Here is a 19,891-nt window from a genome sequence, read left to right as displayed (position 1 = left end):
ATACACTTTAAATATTCAGTATTCACCAAAGTAAACACTAAGGAGTTAAAAGAGCTGTTAGTTTATACTTAAAATATCTAAGGTGCACTATACAATAGTTTTACTTGATAAACTTTCAGAAAAGTACCATTATCCGGTAATTTAGCCTGTAGGCCCAAACTTACCTGGGTAGAAGCTGAGAGTTCGAAATCCAACCTGTTATCCGTAAGCTTATCTATGCTTTTATAAGTGATGGCAGATGAAGACACGTTATTGATATCAGGCAGCTCATTTCCCTGAGCAACGGTTATATATTTAGTGCCGCCACTTGAGCAATCACCGGCAGTTACCACAAAGACGTACTTTCCGGCAGGTAAGGTAAAACGTTGATATATTTTTCCATTATCTATAGCGGGTAAGCCCCAACCTGCTTCCATGGACAAGGCTTTATAAGGTAGCCAATTGCCGGCATCAAGTCCGCCGATATCGTTACCTGTATTTCTCACATCAGCCGTTGTAATCCAGCCTGCTGGAGTTTGCCAACGATTGTTGCCACCGTCGGAATTTTGAAAATCAACGCCAAAGTTAACAAAGTAGGAAGCTGTCACATCGTACATTACATTAACCGTTTGTTTGGCTGAATAAAAATCATCTATCGTGGTTTTGTTTGGACGGTATTGGGTACGCAAAGTCAGTGAGGTGCCCGACTTAAAATTGGCCAGCAATGTCTCCGACTCACTAATTGGGACAAACACAGAATCAACCGAATTCGTGGATTTGGTATATTTTACCCATGTACCAACGGCTCCGGTTGTGGTATCGAAGATACCCCAGGTAATCCGTACATTTCCGTTGCTTAAAAGCTCTGCATTGCCTACAGGTCTGTTTATCAGGCCACTTTCATATTTTGGGCCGTAGGCGGTGCCACTTGTCGTTGTTAGTACAGAAACATTACCTTTCTCATCATAAGTTTGGATCTTAAAGTTCTGCAATCCCTCGGTAACCGTAATAATTTTTGACAAGGTGTCTATCTTGCCAGATTTGTTGATGTCAAAAAATACCGAATCCCTGCCATCATTCCATGTAATTTTACATTTAGTTATTTTAGGATCAGCAGGTAAAAGCCCTGTGATTTTTACCCTAAGACGTCCGCTAAGCACTTTAGCGGAGTCCAGTTTACCTGGATAAAGCGTTTCTCCATTTTCCGTATATCGCTTGTAGTCGTCCCATTTGGAACAACTTCCCATTGTCACAGCCAAAAGGAAACCCATTAAAATATTAATACTTTTTATTTTCATCTCATTCGTTATTTAATTGAATTTAGTCTGTCCTTAACTTCGCATCGTATTGTTTAACGGTTGTCTCCAAACACACTGATTTCGTTGATACTTTGATTGGTACCTCCAGCAAAGTTTTCCAGACAGCGGATTCGGAGATATCTAACCTTTGGCGCGGAAAGATTTAGTTCCCAGTTAAAGCCAGCTGCCGCTGTAGTCTGGTCAGTACCATTATCATTTCCATACGGTAGTCCAGATGGTTTTTTAACCGTATAGGAACCTAACAATGTCCAGGTATTGTCGAGTGCACCACTTAGCGATGGATTTGTGGCCCCATAAATTTCAAAACGTTTCATCGTAGAGAGATAATACCAAAGGTTACCTTCCGGATATGGCCTGATCCATATTCGACTCAGTTTGGCGGTGACACCAAGACTAAAGGTTACCATGTGTGGTTCTGTTCCACTAGACTGGCTGGTAAAGCTTGTCCAGGGCCAACCTAAACGGTCATCCCACATGTATTGCAAGGCTGCGCCGTTCGTCACCTGGGCAGCATCTCCAGGTAATACATAGGCCGTAAATTTTGATTTGGACAGTTGTGTCTCGTATAGCGGCCTTACATTTGAGTAGAGTGTGTCTGTCTTATTACCCCATCTATCTTGTACATAAAAACCAAGGCGATAAAGCGTGGTATCAAGACCTCTAACCTTCGATAAGATGGTATCCGCATTTGAATACACACTTTTATCCCGGTCTGCTTCGTATTCATTGAAAACATTTTTTTTGATCACGATGATAGCAATGTTTGCTTTAGGAGTGTTTACAGCGCTTAGGTTGTACCCTCCAAATGCATTTTGTATGGATAAGCTCTTGTATGCCAGCCAAATAGGAGATATTAGGGGTTTAACTTTTACCGTAACTGGTTCGGAAACTACATTAGATCTGCTTACTGAATAAAGTTTAACCTCGTGTTCCAGTGTATCGGCAAATCCTTCTACAAAAATAGTATTGTTATAAGACGACGATTTTGTTTCGAATTCTGTACCGTTAGCGGTTTTATAAACTGCTTTTACATAAAGCAAAACCGGATCTTTGCGCAATGCATAGGTAATGGTTGCATTACCATTGCCGTTTTTTACCGTTACATCAGTAACTTTAGCAGGGACAGTGGGGTCATTCGTCAAAGGTTCATTGAGTCCTTCCTCTTTAGTACACGACGTTAAGGTTAAAACTGATATTGAAATGAGTGCAAATAGCTTTTCTAAAATCTTCATAATTTTAAAACTTGTAAGTTTATAATTGTTTACCATCCAGGATTTTCTACCAAACGAGGGTTTCGTCTGGTATCATAATTACCGATAGGCCAGAAATAATCGCGGGGAGTTATAAAACGCTGGGTAAATATATTCCGTTCCCGATAGTATGTATTGTCACTGTTACCCTGGATATTCCAACCGGTAATGTCTTTATTAAGCTCTTCTCCAGCTTCTTTCCATCGTTTCAGATCCCATAACCGTTGTCCTTCAAACATCAGTTCTATAGTCCTCTCGCGATGTATGATGCTACGAAGGCCTGCCTGAGTAGTGTATTTGGAAGGATTACTTGAATAGGTTGTCCAGGAACTAACAACTCCGGCTAAACCTGCACGGGCACGTACACGATCTACATAATTAATTGCAGTGGCAGACCCACCTGAAACCTCATTTTCTGCTTCCGCATACAGCAGGTATAAATCAGCCAAACGAACTTCCGGCCATGGATACTGACGCCACACCGGTGCAGACTGTCCATTGGTGGTTGACTCCCAACTTACCAGTTTTTTAACAAAGTATCCGGTTTCGCTCCAGTACGTAACCGAACCGAAGCCCGCACTTTGGCTATTTTTGGCTTTAAGGTAAAATGTGGACAAATCACTGCTTGTTGCATTTCCGTCTTTCATATACCAGATGCCGCCATCAAAACCTAAATCAGCATAAAAACGTGGTTCGCGATCAAAATTTAATCGTGCTGTTACAAAGCCGGGCTCAATTTGATAGCGTTCGGCATTGGTTCCGGTTCTTAGCTGTTCGTAACCTGAAAAGTTTAAGCTTTTGTCTTCTTCGATAGGTACACCATGTGAGGTATAAAATAGTTTTACGATTTTAATCGGAGGAGACCACGCACCCTGTAACTGGAAGCGGCTCGTATTTGTTCCACGTTCTGTAGGTGGCATACATAAAGCTTCATTAACGAAATACGACTGTGAGTTTCCCCACACGCATTCACTTCCCCATCGTTGGGTTACGGCATTGCGTATACTCAGCTGCGTTTTGGTGGCATCACTGAGGTTATAGATATCGTTAGTATATTTGTACAAGGCAAAACCATTTGCTTCTGCTGATTCAACTGCCGCCTTTGCAGCATCACGGGCTTTTACCCATTTGCTGGCGTCATAAGTAGGGTTAAACAAGGCAACACCATCCTTATCTTTAAATCCTGCATAATCTGGATTCCCGTTAAATAGCGGACTTGCCGCCATTACCCACAGCCGTGCTTTAATGGAAAGTGCAATAGGCTTGGTGATGCGTCCCAATTCGGTATTTTCATTGATAATCCGGTCTGGTACCAACGTGGCTGCGGTATCAAGCCATCCGGAAATCGCGTTTACGCAGGCATCAACCGGCATTCTTTTTACGTATGAACTTTCTAAATCGGCGTCTACAGGAACATTGGTGTTCATTATAGGAATAGGCCCGTACATTCTAAGCATGTAAAAATGGTAGTAAGCTTTTAAAAACATGGCCTCTCCAATCCATCTCGAACGCTCAGCAGCCGTTAAATCAGGAACTTTACTTAAATCCTTTACATTTTCCAAAAAGATATTACAGTTTCGAATTCCGGTCCATATTTTTAAGTAATCATTTGAACCGTAATTACCTTTCAGATTTCCTCCCCATTCGTCGAAGTAAGGGGTAGACGCATTTTGTTGTCCTTGAGCGATGCGGAATGCAGGATGCCAGGTATTTTGCTCTGCCTGCGGATACCATATCTCATCTGCTGAAGTAAGTGCCGCGTTATACCAGCCGTCTCCATTTTTCGGTAAATATGAATAACAGGTAAACAGAAACTTTTCAGCCTCAACGCGAAGCTTAAAAGCATTATCAATAGTGGAGATATTATCCGGAACAACGTCAAGGTATTTCTTGCAGGAACCTAAAACCAACATCACCAGCGCGGTAAGTAATAAGATTGAATTCTTACCTTTTTTAGGCTGTCTGTTCAATGTTTGATTGTGTATAAAATGTGTAATTGATTTCATCATGATATTTAAAAATTGAATTGAACCCCCATACTATATACCGACTGAACGGGATAGTTAAGACCATTTCCACCCATTTCAACATCCCAAAGTTTGAAATTACTTAAGACAAAGAGGTTGCTCGCTGAAAAATATATCCGGGTACTTTTAAGTCTGAGTTTTTCTATACTAGGAATCGTATAACCAAAATCTAAGCTTTTCAACCTCAAGAAATTTCCATTGCGCATCCACCAAGTCGAGACCATGTTGTTATTGTCTACACGCCCTGTGCTAAATCTAGGCCAAAATGCATAAGGATTTTGATTGCTCTCAGACCAGTAGTTGTCGGCTATAACCTGTAACAAGTTATTTTGGGCACCTCCATTGATAAAAAACGGCTGAATGTTCGCGGGATTAATAAAAAATGAGGAGCGGGCAGATCCCTGAAAATAAAAGCTGAAGTCAAATCTCCCTATGCCTGTGGTAGCACCAAAGCCATAAATAATCTCGGGCTGTTGGGGATAACCAATTGGTACCATGTCATCGTCGTTAATTATCCCATCTTTATTAACATCTTTATATTTGATATCACCACCCATTAGGCTATTGTCGCCAAACTGAACTGGCGAGTTATTCACCTCGGCCTTGTCAATGAACAAACGTTCAGCTATCAGCCCCCATGTTTGCGAAAGTGATTGGTTAACCTGCGATAGATAAGCGATGTTGGATGGATACCGGATCTCATCAGTAACTTTCAATTTACTTGTGGCGTAAGTTAATGTTGCACGAGGGTTAACCCATATTTTACTGGATAACTGATGGTTATAATTCAATGCCAGATCTATACCCTGTGTTTCAGCCTTGCCATAGTTAGAAGATGGCGTAGCAGCAAAACCGGCTGCTGATTCAACAGACGATTTTGGCAAAAGTATTTGCGAACGCCATTGTTTGTAGACCTCTAGCGTCAGGTTGAAATCCCGAAACATCCTCAGGTCCATACCTAAGTTAAGTGATCTTGATTTCTCCCAGGTAATGTCATTATTCTGGTATCTGGAAATAGAAATACCCGGACGATTGTAAACAGCCACACCATCGTTTTTACCGAAAGAAGCGCCATAGGCTGCATCATTTAGGTTAACATTTGATAAATAGAAAAAACGATCATTGATGTTTCCGATCTGGTCATTCCCCACTAAACCGTAAGTAGCCCTTATTTTTAAGTCATCAATCCAACTTTTTAATGGGGCAAAAAACTTTTCGTTGGATATGCGGTACCCAATACCTGCTGACGGGAAGAAACCAAAACGGTTATTTTTAGCAAATCGTTCTGATCCATTGTATCCGAAATTAAACTCTGCCAGGTAGCGGTTATCAAAACCATAAGAAAAACGGCCTGAAAGCGTTTGGTTGCGTTGTGGAAGCGATGTTGTAACGCTTCCGGCATTACCTGTTTCGTAGCTAGATAAAACTGATATTAAAGAAGCGCCTACTGTATGTTTTTTGAACGTGTGGTTATAGTTCAGCGTGCCCTCAATCCACATTCTGGAGTCTACATTTTTTTCGCCTTCATTGTATCCAAGGTACTCGGTACCCACTGTGCCAATAGACGTTGGTCCTCCATCATTTAATGGAGAGAGGCTGTATTGTTGTGTGGTAGGATCAATTACTGCAGTATAGTAAAAGGGATTATAGTTCCGGTTTACTGTATAATAGGAGTATCTCCGCAAGTAACCCATTGCCCTAAAATTTAAACCCGGTAAGATGCCGTTTAAATTTTGCAGTAACTCAAGTTGTGGCTGAATGTTGGAGGTTTTGTATACAGAATAACCTTTAACCATTTCTGCATAGGGGTTGGAATACAAGGTAGTAGTAATGCCGCCAGAATTTACCACCTGTGCCGAGCCAAAAAGAGGGTGTTCAATGTATGGCAGCTTAGATTGTGGATAAACCGCAGGAAACATAACGGGATTTGACCAAAGCGCCCTGTTGAATGTACCGGCCCCTCCACCAATTGGACCATTGTAATCATCAAACTGTGCATAGGTACGTATAATTAACTCAGTGGTATTTGTCAGGTTTAGGTTGATATTGGTCCTGAGGGAATAATTCCGTAGCTTGATATTACTGTTAAAATTATTAATGGGGTCAACCTTAAGAACTCCATTATCTAAATTGTAAGTACCTGCTACATAATAGCGTGCGCGTTCTGTACCGCCATTTACATTCACATTGTAGCTTTGGTTAAGTGTGGCCTTTTTGATAAGCTGATCAATCCAGTTATTGTTTGGGTACAAATAGGGATCATCACCAGCACGTGTATGTTCTATCTTATTTTGAGAATAAGGTTGAATACCTAATGGTGATCTCGTCAGCGCAGCTTCATTGGCTAATTCCATGTAGGTGATATTATCTGCCAGTTTAAAATTCTTGGTATTGGTTGATAACCGGGTTTGGTTTTGAAAATAAAATTGAGCAGCTCCGGCTTTTCCCGAACGGGTATTGATCAATACTACGCCATTCGCGCCACGTGCACCATACACCGATGCAGCAGCAGCGTCTTTCAACACGGAAAAGTTAGCAATATCATCAGGTTGTAAGCGAGCCATATCTACCGCAGAGGATTCCACACCATCAATCAGGATCAACGGATCTTGTTTACCTGTACCAAAAGTTGATAAACCACGGATGTAGAAAGTAGAATTGTTGGTTCCAAGACCTGGTTCTCCGCTTCTTTGGAATGAAATCATACCTGGTATACGGCCTGCAAGTGTATTGGTTAGGTTGCCAGTTGGCCCTTTTAATTCCTTTACATCAACGGTGGTAATGGAACTTACTGCACTCGCCTTTTTTTGTGAACCGCCAAAGCCGGTTATGACAACCTGGTTCAGCGTATTTTCACTTGATTTTAGAATCACGTTAATAACGGGACGGCCGTTGATCGGGACTTCCTGCTTTTCGAAACCGGTATAAGTGAAAACAAGGACACCATCTGAAGGTACTTTTATGGAATATTTCCCTTCGACATCCGTAGAAACTGCTCTTTTCGAATTTTTTAATTGTACGGTTACGCCAACAATAGTAGTGGTATCAGAACTGACCTTACCCTTAACAGTAATTTCATTGTTTTGCGCAAAGCTGATGTACGGAGCAATCAGTAGAAATAGCAATAGGATTTTAGGAATAATTTTTTTTTGTAAAGTTTGGTTAGTCATATATTGTGCTGTTTGGAGTTTAATAATTATGATTTGGGGTCATTGAAGATTAGCGATACATTATCTTTTCATACATGGGCTTTTAAAGGGTTCATAATTTGGTTTTTTATAGATTGCAAACCAGAATATCACGATCACTAGTCTGTTTGGTTCGCGCCGGTATTTTTTTATATCTGGTTAAATGGCTGTATTTCTGACAAAGGTTTTAAGATCTGCATACAGCCGGTTAATCCCAACGAATAGGTAAAGCACTATTGAATTTTCCTACCGTGGTATTTGCTAATAAAAGGATTCAGTTAAATTTGGTTTATAATCATTTTATGAACGACTAAGCTAGCACGACATGATGTTTGGCGAGGGAATAAATCGGTCAAATAAGAGGGTGTAAATCGCCAATTTTTGCTTCTGAGCCTATTTAAAGCGCTTTTTATAATGGCTTTTTTAATAAACCCGATTTTGGGTTCAGGTTTGCATGGTTTAAGTTTTTTTGCGGTCCTGAAACGGCGATCATTTAGGTAAAAATAATCTTGAAAAAATGTACTTTAATCTTTTCTGTTTTTTTAAAATTAGTTGTTAGAGTGGAAGGCTTATGGGCTTTACACGAATCCAAGATCGACCGATTTGAGTTTTGATCATTAGCTATGAGGCTACAGATTACAGGTACTTTAACCTCCCATAAGGAATGTATCTGTTTGCTGGCTGGGGAGGTTAAAGGTAGTATGATATAGTGGTTAGGCTGTTCGCGCAAACATTGCCGGTGCAAGAAGCAATTTGCAGGATAATATCAGTACAAATAATGATAACGTTTATGGATGTAAACCTCTCCAGGGTGTATTCGTCGCAGGAAGATTTTTCCAGGCGGCAAGCTGTGCCGCTTTTTCGCAAAAGCAACTTTACGGTAAGGTCATCCCCGTGAAAGATAGCCTGTCTGTTGCAGACATGCATCGTCATTTCACTTCATAACGACGCCATTTTTAAGGGGCAGTCAATGGTAGGGTAGTGGGAGAAACCCTAAGCTTGCATCAGGTTGGATTTGAGAAACGGAGCAATTTTATAATATTCGCCGATAGCAATCGTTAGCGGAATAACACTTTCGATATTTTATTTTTTAGGCTTATTTCGATAGGTTTTAATATAATCAGACGGATTCATTCCGAATAATGCGCTAAATTGTTTACGGAAATATTTGATATCGTTGATGCCTACTTCCCAGGCGATTTCTTTAATGCTATAATTGGATTCGACCATAAGTTCGGCAGATTTTCTGAGTCGGATGAAGCGAATAAAGCCTGCAATTGATTGGCCCGAAACAGATTTTACCTTGCGGTATAAGCCGGAATGGCTCATGCCAATTTCCTGCGAAAACTTTTTTATGTTAAAAGATTCATCGCCGATATTCTGCTCTATGATTTTAATGCATTTTGATAAAAACTCGCGATACTCAGGTGAGATTTTGAAATTTTGTTTTTTGAAGGTGATTTCGTTATAAAAATATTGTTGAAGTTTGGTTCGGTTTTCAAGCAAAGCATTTACCCTTGCCAATAATAATTCCTTTTCAAAAGGTTTGGTAATATAGTCGTCCGCACCACATTGCGTGCCCTTTAAGCGATTTTCAGCATCAGACAATGCCGTTAATAAAATCACTGGTATGTGGCCAAGTGTGGGATTATTTTTAATGGCGCTGCATAGCTCTAGTCCATTCCCATCCTCCATCATAATATCACTGATGATGACATCAGGCAAATGTTGGACGGCCTGTTCAAGCCCCTCTTTTCCGCTGGAGGCGGTAATAACAAGGTGGTCGTTCTTGAATATGCCCTGAATATATTCGCGGATACCTTCATTATCTTCAACGATTAAGATAAGGTCTTGTGTGCTTAGCAATAGATTTGGGTCTGTTTTTAATGTGGGCGGTTCTGGTTTTACCTGATCTTCGCTTTGAAAAGTTTCTGAAGAAACATCTTCATAAACGGGAAGATTACCAAAATGACTTTTACCTTTTTTGAAAGACAGAAAGAATGTCGTGCCATTTCCGGCGCCGCTCTCATAAGAAATTAATGCATCGTGCTGATCCATAAATTGCTTTACAAGATACAGGCCGATACCGAATCCTGATGCAGAATTATCGTCTCCTACCTGATAAAACCGATCGAACAGTTTATCTTTAACATGGCTGTCGATACCGATCCCGTTGTCTTTTATACTCAGTTCTACTGAATTTTCTGTTTCCCACAACTGTATGTTAATTTCGCCATTAGGCTTGGTAAATTTTATGGCGTTTGAAATGAGGTTGTAAAGGATTGCCTGGATCTTTTCCCTATCGGCATATAGCTCAATGTGCGTATCGGGGCATACAAAATCATAATTTAAGTTTTTTAATGCGGCCTGGCCGGAGAAACCAACATAAACTTCTCTGCATATTTCGGAAAAAGGGATTTTTGAGATTCTTAAATCTTCGCTTTCCCCGCCAACTTTTCGAAATAGCAGTAACTGGTCTACCAGTTTCAGCAGGCGTTTTGCATTTTGGTAAACAAGATCCAGCCCACCCTTGCTGCCAGAAGCAGGATGATGTTGTATGTAATCTTTTAAAGGATTGATGATCAGTGTTAGCGGTGTTCTAAACTCGTGCGAGACATTGGTAAAGAAAGCAAACTTTTTCTCGTTCAGTTCTTTTTCCTTTTGTGCATTCATCTGGGCTGTTTTGATTTCGTAACTCAGGTTTGCCTGTCGCACTCTGTAACCATTGTAAGCGTAGATCATGGCGGAGCCAAGAATTGCATAGCAAAGATAGGCCAGCCAGCTACGGTACCAGGGGGGAAGTACGTTAATAATCAGCAGGCGATGTTCTGTTCCCCATCCGCCAACGTAATCATTGCGCTTAACGTGCAGTATGTATTTGCCATCTGTTAGCCGGAGAAATGTAACAGGGGTTGATGCTGTAGTTTCCATCCATCCGTTATTCCCCCCCTCTAAACGATATGCGAATTTAATTTTGCCTCTGTCGGTAAAATCAATGGCAGAGAAAGTGAGCGATAAAACTGCATCATTATAGGGTACAGTTAATTCGTAAATCCGTTCCCGCCGGGTTTGATCCACCAATTTATCGGTTGCATCAATAAATCGGTTATTTACATACACTGATGACAGATATGGAGGAGGGAGGTTAGCCTGATCTGAAGCAAAGGTTTTAGGGCTAAAGAGTGTAAAACCTTTAACGCTGCCGAATGCCATCTCACCGGATTTCAGGTGCAAAGCCGCATTGCAAGAGAATTGGTTGCTCGAAAGGCCATTTTCACTGTAATAATTACTGAATGTTTTACGTACCGGATCAAACCTGGACAAACCGTTGTAAGTGCTGAGCCAAAGATACCCATCGCCATCTTGAAGAATGTTAAGCACCGAATTGTTGCACAAACCTTCCTCATCGGAAAACTGTTCCTTGATTTTACCCTTTATCCTGTCGAACAGGATCAGGCCACCGCCTTCAGTTCCCACCCAAAGGTTTCTATTCCGATCTTCGAATATCGACCTAACCGGCTTGCCTAAAGGATAATAAATATGTTTTTTCGTTTGTTTATCAATCTTTACCAGATTATTTGAAGTACCCGCCCAAAGCTGCCGAAAAGAATCCTCTTTAATGGTGTTAAGGTCGGAAAGGCTCGCATCAAAGAGTTCAAACTGATCACTTTGAGCATTTAATTTGTATATGCCGCCATCAACAACCGCAGTTGCCCAGATCATATCTTGATGGTCCTGGTAAATAAGCCAGATATAATTGCTTTCCGGGCCTCTGTCGTTAATGCAGTGATACCTCTTAAAAGATTTCGTATGCTCATCATACCTGTTAATACCTCCACCAAAGGTGCTGATCCAGGTATTACCTTTTTTGTCTATTAATATACTCGTAACGATGTTATTGCTTAAGGAATTTTGTTTGCCTGGATCGTGCCTGAAATGGGTAAAAATATTTGCTTTTGTAGAGTACAGGCTCATTCCACCTCCATCTGTTCCAACCCAAATGTCGCCATTAACTTTCTCTGCCAGGCAGGAAACATAATCGTGGATCAGGCTGTTTTGGATTAGTGGGTTATTTTTAAATGTCTGAAAGTGCTTTTTGGTGCTATCAAGAATCACAACGCCTCCATTTAATCTGGCAATCCATTTACGGTTATCCTTATCGCTATACATACAGGGTATAGTTTCGCCGCTGGTATTGTTAGCGCTATGCTGTATGAGTTTAGTTTGAGTAATTTGTGAGGTCTTTAAATCCAAAATAGACAAACCCCGGCCTTCCGTTCCTATCCAGAGTTTATATCCAGGATTTTGCAGGAGTGAGAATATGTTGCCGTTGGCAAGCTTTTTTCCGGGTGACACCTTTGGGGCTTTGTTGCTGTAAATAACCGAATATCGATATAGGCCTTCCCTGGTTCCAACCCATAAATAATCTTCCTTTGCCAGCATACAATTGGTAAGCTTAGTTTCGGCGTTTATCAAAACCAGTTTTTTTTGTTTTGCATCAAAATGGTAGAGTCCCACCCCGTTTACCATAATCCAGATATTGTTCTGCTCCCCCTCTGCTATACTGGTTATATTCGCATTGATGAGTGGCTGGTTTTTATCGCTCTTGTATATTTGGCAGGGGTATTTATCGTTTTTGCCCTTATAAAACAATCCGGCTCCATTGGTGCCAATAAATAAATTACCTTTTGAGTCACGGACTATTGTGTTCACCGCAATCGTTAATTTGTACGGTTTATCTCCTTTGTTTGACAGGTAGTAAGCAGTTGCAAATTTTCCACTTTTGGCGTTATATATGGCCGCGCCTTGACCTGTACCAACCCATATGTTGTTTTCTGCATCTTCTGCAAGGCAATAAATATAGTTGTGAGGGATTGAATGATCGTCTTTAAGCCGGTTTCGAAACACTTTAACAACAGTCCCGTCATAACGGTTCAGTCCATCGTAAGTACCAAACCACATAAAACCGTAATGATCCTGAAATATACACCTTACCGAATTATTGGAAAGTCCTTCATTGATATCAAACAGGCGCTCATTATATTGATCGGCTCTAGTACGCCCGGTTATAAATAACAAAAAGAATAATAACAACAGGGATTTTGGCATAATTGGTCAGTTTTCTTGAAAATGAATCTGACTTTTGGTATTCATCGGGATAGACTGCATATCAGTATAGTTGATTTATTAAACTTAAATTCCATGAGAATCCATGATCCTCTCCTGGTTAGACGTATGAATTTGGTTAGTTACAATGATTGCATTAAGCACTGCATTGTTTATACTAAGTTAGTATTTTTAAATTAAATGTTATGATAACGTTTAATTTATTTTGCTTTCATTTTTTTTAACCAATCAATGTGTGGTTTGCAGTTATATTTCCAAGGAAAAAATACCGACCGATATTTCAGTAATAGAATCAACATTTCGACTGGGCCATAGTCAAAGGGAAATTCGTCTTGCGTAAAAGAATCTGAAACACCCGTCCGACCGGCCGGGCGGAAGTACCATTGACGTTAATTTTTAGTTATTTGATAATTAGTCACTTATGAAATATGCATTTCCATCCAACAAGGCCTTCGCACTGGGTCTCTGTTCTACTTAAGTCCGGCCTAACAAATTTTTCGGACTCCACCGACCAAGCCCTATTACTGGCTTTTAAAGAAAAATTTTCAGCCGGTGTTTTTTGTTTCTTTTTGACATCAAAAAGAAAGAGCCCTTCGGCGGCGGCGGACCTGTACCGATTTTTCATCGGTAGCCGAGGCAAGGCTTAGCCCTGGGGCAAAAAAAGAAATGTATACGTCATTCATATTGATTTTTATCCAATAAATTATCCCTCAGAATGACAATAATTAATAGATGCTGAAATAAATCCGATCGCTATCGGATCAGCATGACGAAACCAGATACTTTTTAATAAAGCACCCTAAACTTTATCGTTTGCTCGATCTTTTTAAGCGATTTAAACAATTGTTTATCGTATTCGGTATTGATATCGGTAATGGCGTAGCCAATTTCAGGATTAGTCATTAAAAACTGGCTCACGATGTTAATATGGTGTTTGGCAAAAACGGTATTAATTTTCGCCATGATACCCGGAACATTTTTATGAATATGAATTAAACGGTGCGATTTATCAATTTTTGGCAACTGCAGATTAGGAAAATTACTGCTTAAATAGGTTGCACCGGTGTTCATAAAATCTGCAACCCGTTTCGGGATAAAACTAATATTACGTGGGTTGTTTTTAGGGTCATCAAAAACCACAATACCTTGTGTAGTACACAAATTGAGATCTATTTTATTTTTTGCATTCCCTAAATAGCCAATGGTTTTCAGTTTAGCAGCACTTTTCAATTGCTCTTTACTTATTTTTTCACCATCAGCTAAAACGATGATTCCTACATCTTTTACATATTTATCCTCAAAAGAGGTTTTATGTCTAATGGATAGGCCATCATTTTTAAGGATAGAAATGGTTAAGGGATCAACTTCACCAATGACCAGGCAGAGGATTCTATTTTTAGGATATGAAATGGCACGCGGCAGATTATTTACGTACAGAAACTCGTCGAAACTGGGTGTGACGTGGTCTGCTTTAGAAACAATACTTTCACGGGCAATATTTTCAGTAAAGGCAAAAAATTTATTGATGATACCGCTTTCGCGCAGCTGAAAATCGGAATAACCATCACCTATACCAAATAGCTCGCCTTCAAGTTTTAAGTGCTGGAGCAATTTTACTTTCCCCCCCTCTTCACTTAACGGATTGGCATGATCGTAATCTATGATTTTGCCATCACCGGTGGTTACAAAGGTATTGGCATAAATGTTTTCCTTTTTAATGTGGTATTGACTTACTACCGGGGTAATAAACTCCTTAAAACCGCCGGAAACAATCAGCACTTCATCTGCATGTTTCTTGAAAAACTCGGCATTACGCGAAAAAGAAGTAGATACTTTCTTTTTTAAATGTTTAATGAGCTGTTTTAAATGATCTTCATTTGCCTCAAGCAGTTTAACACGCTGTGCCAAACTTTCGGAAAAGGAAAGTTTCCCTTCCATGGCAAAATTGGTATAGTCTTCAATTTTTTGGAAAATCGCCTCTTTATCAGGGTGGTTCTTTAGCGAAATTCGGGCAAGTTCATCAAGGGCTTCTACCTGTGTAAAGGTACTATCAAAATCAATGATGTAATAGGCTTTCTGTTTGGGCATTATCTTAAATGTTGGGTAATTTCTTTTATGCTTTCGGCAACCGGCTTAAAGCTAATGCCTGTTGCTGTTTTTACTTTCTGGTTACTGTAATAGCTTAAGGTTAAACTGCTTTTCGCCGCATCTCTGGTGATGGAAGGCTGTTTACCCGTAAATACAGACACAAATTTTAGCGCCCTCCAGGCTATTCCGAGCATCCAGGGCTTTGCTTCTTTTGTTGGCGCTTTCACCCCAAATCCCTGTGCAATTTCACTGAAGAGCTCTTTATAATGGTAATCATTTGCAGAAATGATATACCGCTCTCCGGAAATTTCGGTATCCATTAACAGGATCATCGCTTTGGCCACATCTTCAACATCCACAAAACCCGAAGCACCATTGGTGTAAAACGGAAAACCGTCTTTTACCAATTTAAAAATTGCTCCGCTCCCTTCGAATCCCGCATTTTTACCAATAATTACAGAGGGGTTAACAATAATGGCATCTAATCCTTCAGAAATACCCCGCCAAACCTCCATTTCTCCTTCGTATTTAGATAAACCATAAGCATGTGCTTTTGCATCATATTCCCAAAAATCTGTTTCGGTAATTTTATGTCCTTTTTTTGCATTGCCCAGTGCAGCAACTGAACTAACATGCAATAACCTGCAGTTATTTTCGGCACAAAGGTTAACCATGTTCGATGTGCCTTCTATATTTACATGAAAAAGCTGTTTTTTATCTTTCGGGTTGAAGGATATGAATGCAGCGCAGTGGTAAACTTTGGTAATCCCGGTAAAAGCATCTTCTAAAGCAGCAGGTTCATTGAGATCGGCATCAAACCATTCAACCGAAGTAATATTTTCAATTAAAGCAGGGATTTTAGATTTCTCCCGCTTGAGTGCCCTGACACCTAAACCCTTATCGGTTAACTGCTTAATTAATTCAGATCCTAAAAATCCAGTTCCTCCGGTTACCAGTATCATTTTATTTTTTTCGGGCTATATGTGGAAATACGCATTCAAAAATAGATATTTGAGCCGAGAGTTTTAAATATATGTCATTAACGGATTTCTTTTCCCCCATAAACCCTGAAAGTTTTACGCCTAAACAAGGTTTTTTTACCAGTCAGTTAGGGCTAAAAGCGGAGATTTATACCGAATCGTTTCCTGATTTTGAGGAAAACACCTATGATCTGGCCATTTTTGGGGTACTTGATGGTAGAGGTGCTGTTAATAATGAAGGCTGTGCTTTGGCCCCTGACTATTTCAGAGAAAAATTTTACAGATTGAATGAAGGTGCTTTTAAGAGCCGGATTGTCGATTTAGGTAATATTAAACATGGCGCAACCATTGCTGATACTTACATCGCCATTAAAATGGTGGTTTCTGAATTGATTAAAAAAGACATTATCCCTATCATTATTGGCGGTGGACAAGACTTAACCTATGGTCAATACCTGGGTTATGAAGATTTAGAGCAGAAAGTTGATCTGGTAATCATTGATAACCAATTTGATATCGGTGATGATGACCACGAAGGAATTGCTACCCGATCGGATTGTTACCTGAATAAAATTTTCTTACATCAACCTAATTACCTTTTTAATTTCAGCAATGTAGGTTATCAAACCTATTTTGTAAATCAGGAGAGTTTGAGCGTAATGGACAAATTATATTTTGATGTACATCGTTTGGGTGAATTTGCCCAGGATATCACCTTAATAGAGCCTATCATCCGCAATGCCAATATGATCAGTTTTGATATTGGTGCTATCCGCTCAGCTGATGCTGTAGCAAATGCCAATACTACTCCAAATGGTTTTGATGGCGAAGAAGCCTGTCGGATTGCCCGCTATGCTGGTATGAATGACAAGTTGACTTCAATAGGGTTTTACGAGTTTAACCCTGCTTATGACAACAACGGACAAACTGCCTTCTTACTTGCCCAAATGGTATGGTATTTTGTGGATGGATATTACGCCCGAAAAAAGGATTTCCCGCTCACCCCGAAATCGCAGTTTATCATCTACAGAACCAGTTTAAAAGACGGTTCTGGAGAAATGACTTTTGTAAAAAGTAAGAAATCAGACCGTTGGTGGATGCAGGTTCCCTATCCATCTGGCCAATCCAAAAACGAGCGTTACCATCTGGTACCTTGCCAATATGATGATTACCAAATTGCTGTTAATGGCGAGATGCCCGATTTGTGGTGGAGAACCTATCAAAAGCTAAATTAAAAGCTGTGTAATTTCAAAGTTAAAGATGTGTAATTTCAAAGTTGAAGCTGTGTAATTTCAAAGTTGAAGTTGTATACGCTTATCTTTTTTAGTACTTTTGACTAAAACAAGCAACTATGCAACAATTAGTTAAAAGGCATATAAGTAAACATATAGAGCACCAAAAAAATAAATTTCCTATTATCGCCATTACTGGCCCAAGGCAATCGGGAAAAACTACATTGCTAAAGAATTTATTTAATAACTACAGATATATTTCCCTTGAAAACCCAGATGTTAGGGCATTTGCAACCGAAGATCCTAATGGCTTTTTAAGTGAATATGATGATAAAGTGATTTTTGATGAAGTGCAAAGAGTTCCATTACTTTTTTCTTACTTACAGGGATTGGTTGACGAATCTAAAATAATGGGACAGTTTATTTTATCAGGTTCACAGAATTTTCATTTAATGCATGGCATCACACAAAGCCTTGCGGGAAGGGTAGCACTATTTAAACTTTTACCTTTTGATTTATCAGAACTTAAAGCCAACGACTTACTTCAGTCTTCATTTGCAGAGGCCTGTATTAAAGGCTTCTATCCTGCTATTTATGATCGTGATATAGAACCTAATATATATTTTACCAATTATATACAAACCTACGTAGAAAAAGATGTAACAGAACTTCTAAATATTAAAGATTTGCGTGCATTCAGAACCTTTATCGGATTATGTGCCAACCAGGCCGGCCAGCTGCTTAATCTAAGTGCACTAGCTAATGCCTGCAATATATCACAACCGACCGCAAAAAACTGGCTTTCTCTTTTAGAAAGCAGTTATATCATATATCTGCTACAACCCTATCACGAAAATTTCAATAAACGTTTAGTAAAAACACCAAAACTTTACTTTTACGATTCAGGTTTATTGTGCCATTTACTTAAAATTAAAACCAGCGAAGCCCTATTAAAAAATAGGTTAAAAGGAAACATCTTTGAGAACATGGTAATTACAGAATTCCAAAAACAAAATTATCACCACTACTTAAATATTGAATATTATTTTTGGCAGGATAGCCATGCTAACGAGGTAGATCTACTTCAACCAACAGATGAGGGCTTTAGTGTATTTGAAATTAAGGCTACGCAAACCATTACGCCTGATCTTTTTAAAAACATGAATAAGTTTGAGGTTACTGCGAGCCCTAAAAAAGTTAAAAAAACATTAATTTTTGGCGGGTCGGAAAACCAAAAACGCAGCCAGTATGAGGTATTAAGCTGGCAGTGGATTAAATGAAGGATAAACTATATAAACAGTCTATCATAATTTTACACAGCTATTTACGTTTTAGCGATACAGATTTCTATATTTGACATGATTAAACTAACCTCATAAAAATATCATGGTTCTCAAAATCACAAATTAGGATCGCAATCATGATAACTAATGAAAAAATTTATATAAATGAAAAAAATATTATTATCAGCAATGGCTTTATTGCCACTTGCAGCATTGGCACAGAAGCCATTCACCGTTAATGGCGACATAAAAGGCCTAAAAACCGGGGATAAAGTTTACCTTATCTATCAAACAGAAGGTAAAAGCATTACTGACTCCGCAATGGTAACAAATGGTGCTTTTGTTTTTAAGGGAACATTGGCCAGCCCTGCTCAGGGAAGCCTTTTCTTAAATAAAAATCCTTATGTAACCCGTCCGGCCCAAGGTGAAAAATTAGATGGTTTATCACTTTACGTAGAGCCTGGAAATATAAAACTGGCTGCAGCAGATTCTTTGAAGAAAGCAACCATTACAGGATCTCCGGTTAATGATGATGCTAAAAAGCTGAAAGCATTAACTAAGCCCGTAGCAGATAAACTTGCCGCAATTAATGCAGAATATGCAGGTTACACACCAGAACAGAAACAAGACAAGGCTGTTATGGAAGCTTTAAGTGCCCGTTATGAAAAAGAAGCTGCAGCAATGCCTCCGTTATTATTACAGTTTGCCAGCAGTAATCCAAAATCATTTGTAAGTTTAAGTTCAATCAGTCAGCTGGCTTCAGATCCAGATCAGGCAGCCACAGCAGAAAAGGCTTTTGAAACTTTATCACCGGAACTGAAGGCTACTTACACAGGTAAAAAAATTGCTCAGATATTTGAAGCAGGAAGAAAGACAGCCATTGGCGCAATGGCCATGGACTTTACACAAGCAGATACTGCTGGGAAACCAGTTAAATTATCTGATTTTAAAGGTAAATACGTTTTGGTTGATTTTTGGGCATCATGGTGCGGGCCATGCCGTCAGGAAAACCCTAATGTGGTAACCGCTTACAATAAATTTAAAGATAAGGGTTTTACTGTTTTAGGTGTTTCTTTAGACCGCCCGGGTAAAAAAGATGCATGGTTAAAAGCAATTGCTGATGATAAATTAACATGGACACATGTTTCTGATTTAAAATTTTGGGATAATGAGGTTGCGCAGCTATATGGAATCCGCTCCATTCCAGCCAACTTTTTAATTGATCCTACCGGAAAAATTATTGCCAAAGGCTTAAGAGAACAAGCTTTACAAGATAAACTTCAGGAATTATTAGGAAGTAAATCAAAGTAAGAAATATTTTTAAAAACAAGAAAGTCCCAATTAAAAACCGGGACTTTCTTTATTTTAAAGGAAAATATTAACCTCGATTTGATTAATATTTATTCATATATCTCCAA

The 19,891-nt window shown here is 39.4% G+C and carries 10 protein-coding genes; 3 read left to right on the top strand and 7 right to left on the bottom strand.

Translation table 11 applies throughout. From position 1 onward, the window contains the following. Nucleotides 1-77: 77 nt before the first annotated feature. The 7 genes from QZ738_RS01900 to QZ738_RS01870 form a co-directional block, all read right to left on the bottom strand. Entirely contained in the window at nucleotides 78-1,277 is a 1,200-nt protein-coding gene (locus tag QZ738_RS01900; protein ID WP_293783724.1) for a DUF4998 domain-containing protein, read from the bottom strand. 53 nt (nucleotides 1,278-1,330) lie between these two features. Next, a complete protein-coding gene (locus QZ738_RS01895) occupies nucleotides 1,331-2,530 on the bottom strand; it encodes a DUF5000 domain-containing lipoprotein (RefSeq protein ID WP_293783721.1) in 1,200 nt (399 codons plus the stop codon). Between the two features lie 29 nt (nucleotides 2,531-2,559). Beyond that, nucleotides 2,560-4,557 (bottom strand): RagB/SusD family nutrient uptake outer membrane protein, encoded by a 1,998-nt coding sequence (locus tag QZ738_RS01890; RefSeq protein ID WP_293783718.1) that lies wholly within the window; start codon nucleotides 4,555-4,557, stop codon nucleotides 2,560-2,562. 5 nt (nucleotides 4,558-4,562) lie between these two features. Beyond that, on the bottom strand, nucleotides 4,563-7,745 hold the full coding sequence (locus QZ738_RS01885) for a TonB-dependent receptor (RefSeq protein ID WP_293744562.1): 3,183 nt from the start codon (nucleotides 7,743-7,745) through the stop codon (nucleotides 4,563-4,565). A 1,101-nt stretch (nucleotides 7,746-8,846) separates the two neighbouring features. Then, nucleotides 8,847-12,872 (bottom strand): two-component regulator propeller domain-containing protein, encoded by a 4,026-nt coding sequence (locus tag QZ738_RS01880; RefSeq protein WP_293783715.1) that lies wholly within the window; start codon nucleotides 12,870-12,872, stop codon nucleotides 8,847-8,849. A gap of 804 nt (nucleotides 12,873-13,676) precedes the next feature. Continuing rightward, a complete protein-coding gene (locus QZ738_RS01875; protein ID WP_293783712.1) occupies nucleotides 13,677-14,978 on the bottom strand; it encodes an HAD-IB family phosphatase in 1,302 nt (433 codons plus the stop codon). Beyond that, nucleotides 14,978-15,940, bottom strand: a complete 963-nt coding sequence (locus tag QZ738_RS01870) for an SDR family NAD(P)-dependent oxidoreductase (RefSeq protein ID WP_293783709.1) — start codon at nucleotides 15,938-15,940, stop codon at nucleotides 14,978-14,980. Before QZ738_RS01870 ends, QZ738_RS01875 begins: the two co-directional genes overlap by 1 nt. A gap of 71 nt (nucleotides 15,941-16,011) precedes the next feature. Between QZ738_RS01870 and QZ738_RS01865 the strand changes: the two genes are divergently transcribed. From QZ738_RS01865 to QZ738_RS01855, 3 genes are all read left to right on the top strand, one after another. After that, nucleotides 16,012-17,193, top strand: a complete 1,182-nt coding sequence (locus tag QZ738_RS01865) for a formimidoylglutamase (protein ID WP_293783706.1) — start codon at nucleotides 16,012-16,014, stop codon at nucleotides 17,191-17,193. Nucleotides 17,194-17,309: 116 nt separating this feature from the next. Continuing rightward, nucleotides 17,310-18,470, top strand: coding sequence for an ATP-binding protein (locus tag QZ738_RS01860; protein ID WP_293783703.1), 1,161 nt, complete (start codon nucleotides 17,310-17,312; stop codon nucleotides 18,468-18,470). A gap of 168 nt (nucleotides 18,471-18,638) precedes the next feature. Then, the gene (locus QZ738_RS01855; RefSeq protein WP_293783700.1) at nucleotides 18,639-19,784 is read left to right on the top strand and encodes an AhpC/TSA family protein; all 1,146 of its coding nucleotides are present in this window, start codon (nucleotides 18,639-18,641) and stop codon (nucleotides 19,782-19,784) included. Nucleotides 19,785-19,891: the final 107 nt, after the last annotated feature.

This window comes from uncultured Pedobacter sp., from assembly GCF_913776295.1.
Lineage (GTDB): Bacteria > Bacteroidota > Bacteroidia > Sphingobacteriales > Sphingobacteriaceae > Pedobacter.
The sequence above is the reverse complement of the archived record's forward strand: the minus strand, read 5'-3'. Positions and strand labels throughout refer to the sequence as shown.

Coding starts and splice junctions, on each gene's coding strand:
- QZ738_RS01885 (WP_293744562.1), bottom strand. CDS start 7,745: ATGACTAACCAAACTTTACAAAAAAAAATTATTCCTAAAATCCTATTG.
- QZ738_RS01870 (WP_293783709.1), bottom strand. CDS start 15,940: ATGATACTGGTAACCGGAGGAACTGGATTTTTAGGATCTGAATTAATT.
- QZ738_RS01855 (WP_293783700.1), top strand. CDS start 18,639: ATGAAAAAAATATTATTATCAGCAATGGCTTTATTGCCACTTGCAGCA.
- QZ738_RS01890 (WP_293783718.1), bottom strand. CDS start 4,557: ATGATGAAATCAATTACACATTTTATACACAATCAAACATTGAACAGA.
- QZ738_RS01895 (WP_293783721.1), bottom strand. CDS start 2,530: ATGAAGATTTTAGAAAAGCTATTTGCACTCATTTCAATATCAGTTTTA.
- QZ738_RS01880 (WP_293783715.1), bottom strand. CDS start 12,872: ATGCCAAAATCCCTGTTGTTATTATTCTTTTTGTTATTTATAACCGGG.
- QZ738_RS01860 (WP_293783703.1), top strand. CDS start 17,310: ATGCAACAATTAGTTAAAAGGCATATAAGTAAACATATAGAGCACCAA.
- QZ738_RS01875 (WP_293783712.1), bottom strand. CDS start 14,978: ATGCCCAAACAGAAAGCCTATTACATCATTGATTTTGATAGTACCTTT.
- QZ738_RS01900 (WP_293783724.1), bottom strand. CDS start 1,277: ATGAAAATAAAAAGTATTAATATTTTAATGGGTTTCCTTTTGGCTGTG.
- QZ738_RS01865 (WP_293783706.1), top strand. CDS start 16,012: ATGTCATTAACGGATTTCTTTTCCCCCATAAACCCTGAAAGTTTTACG.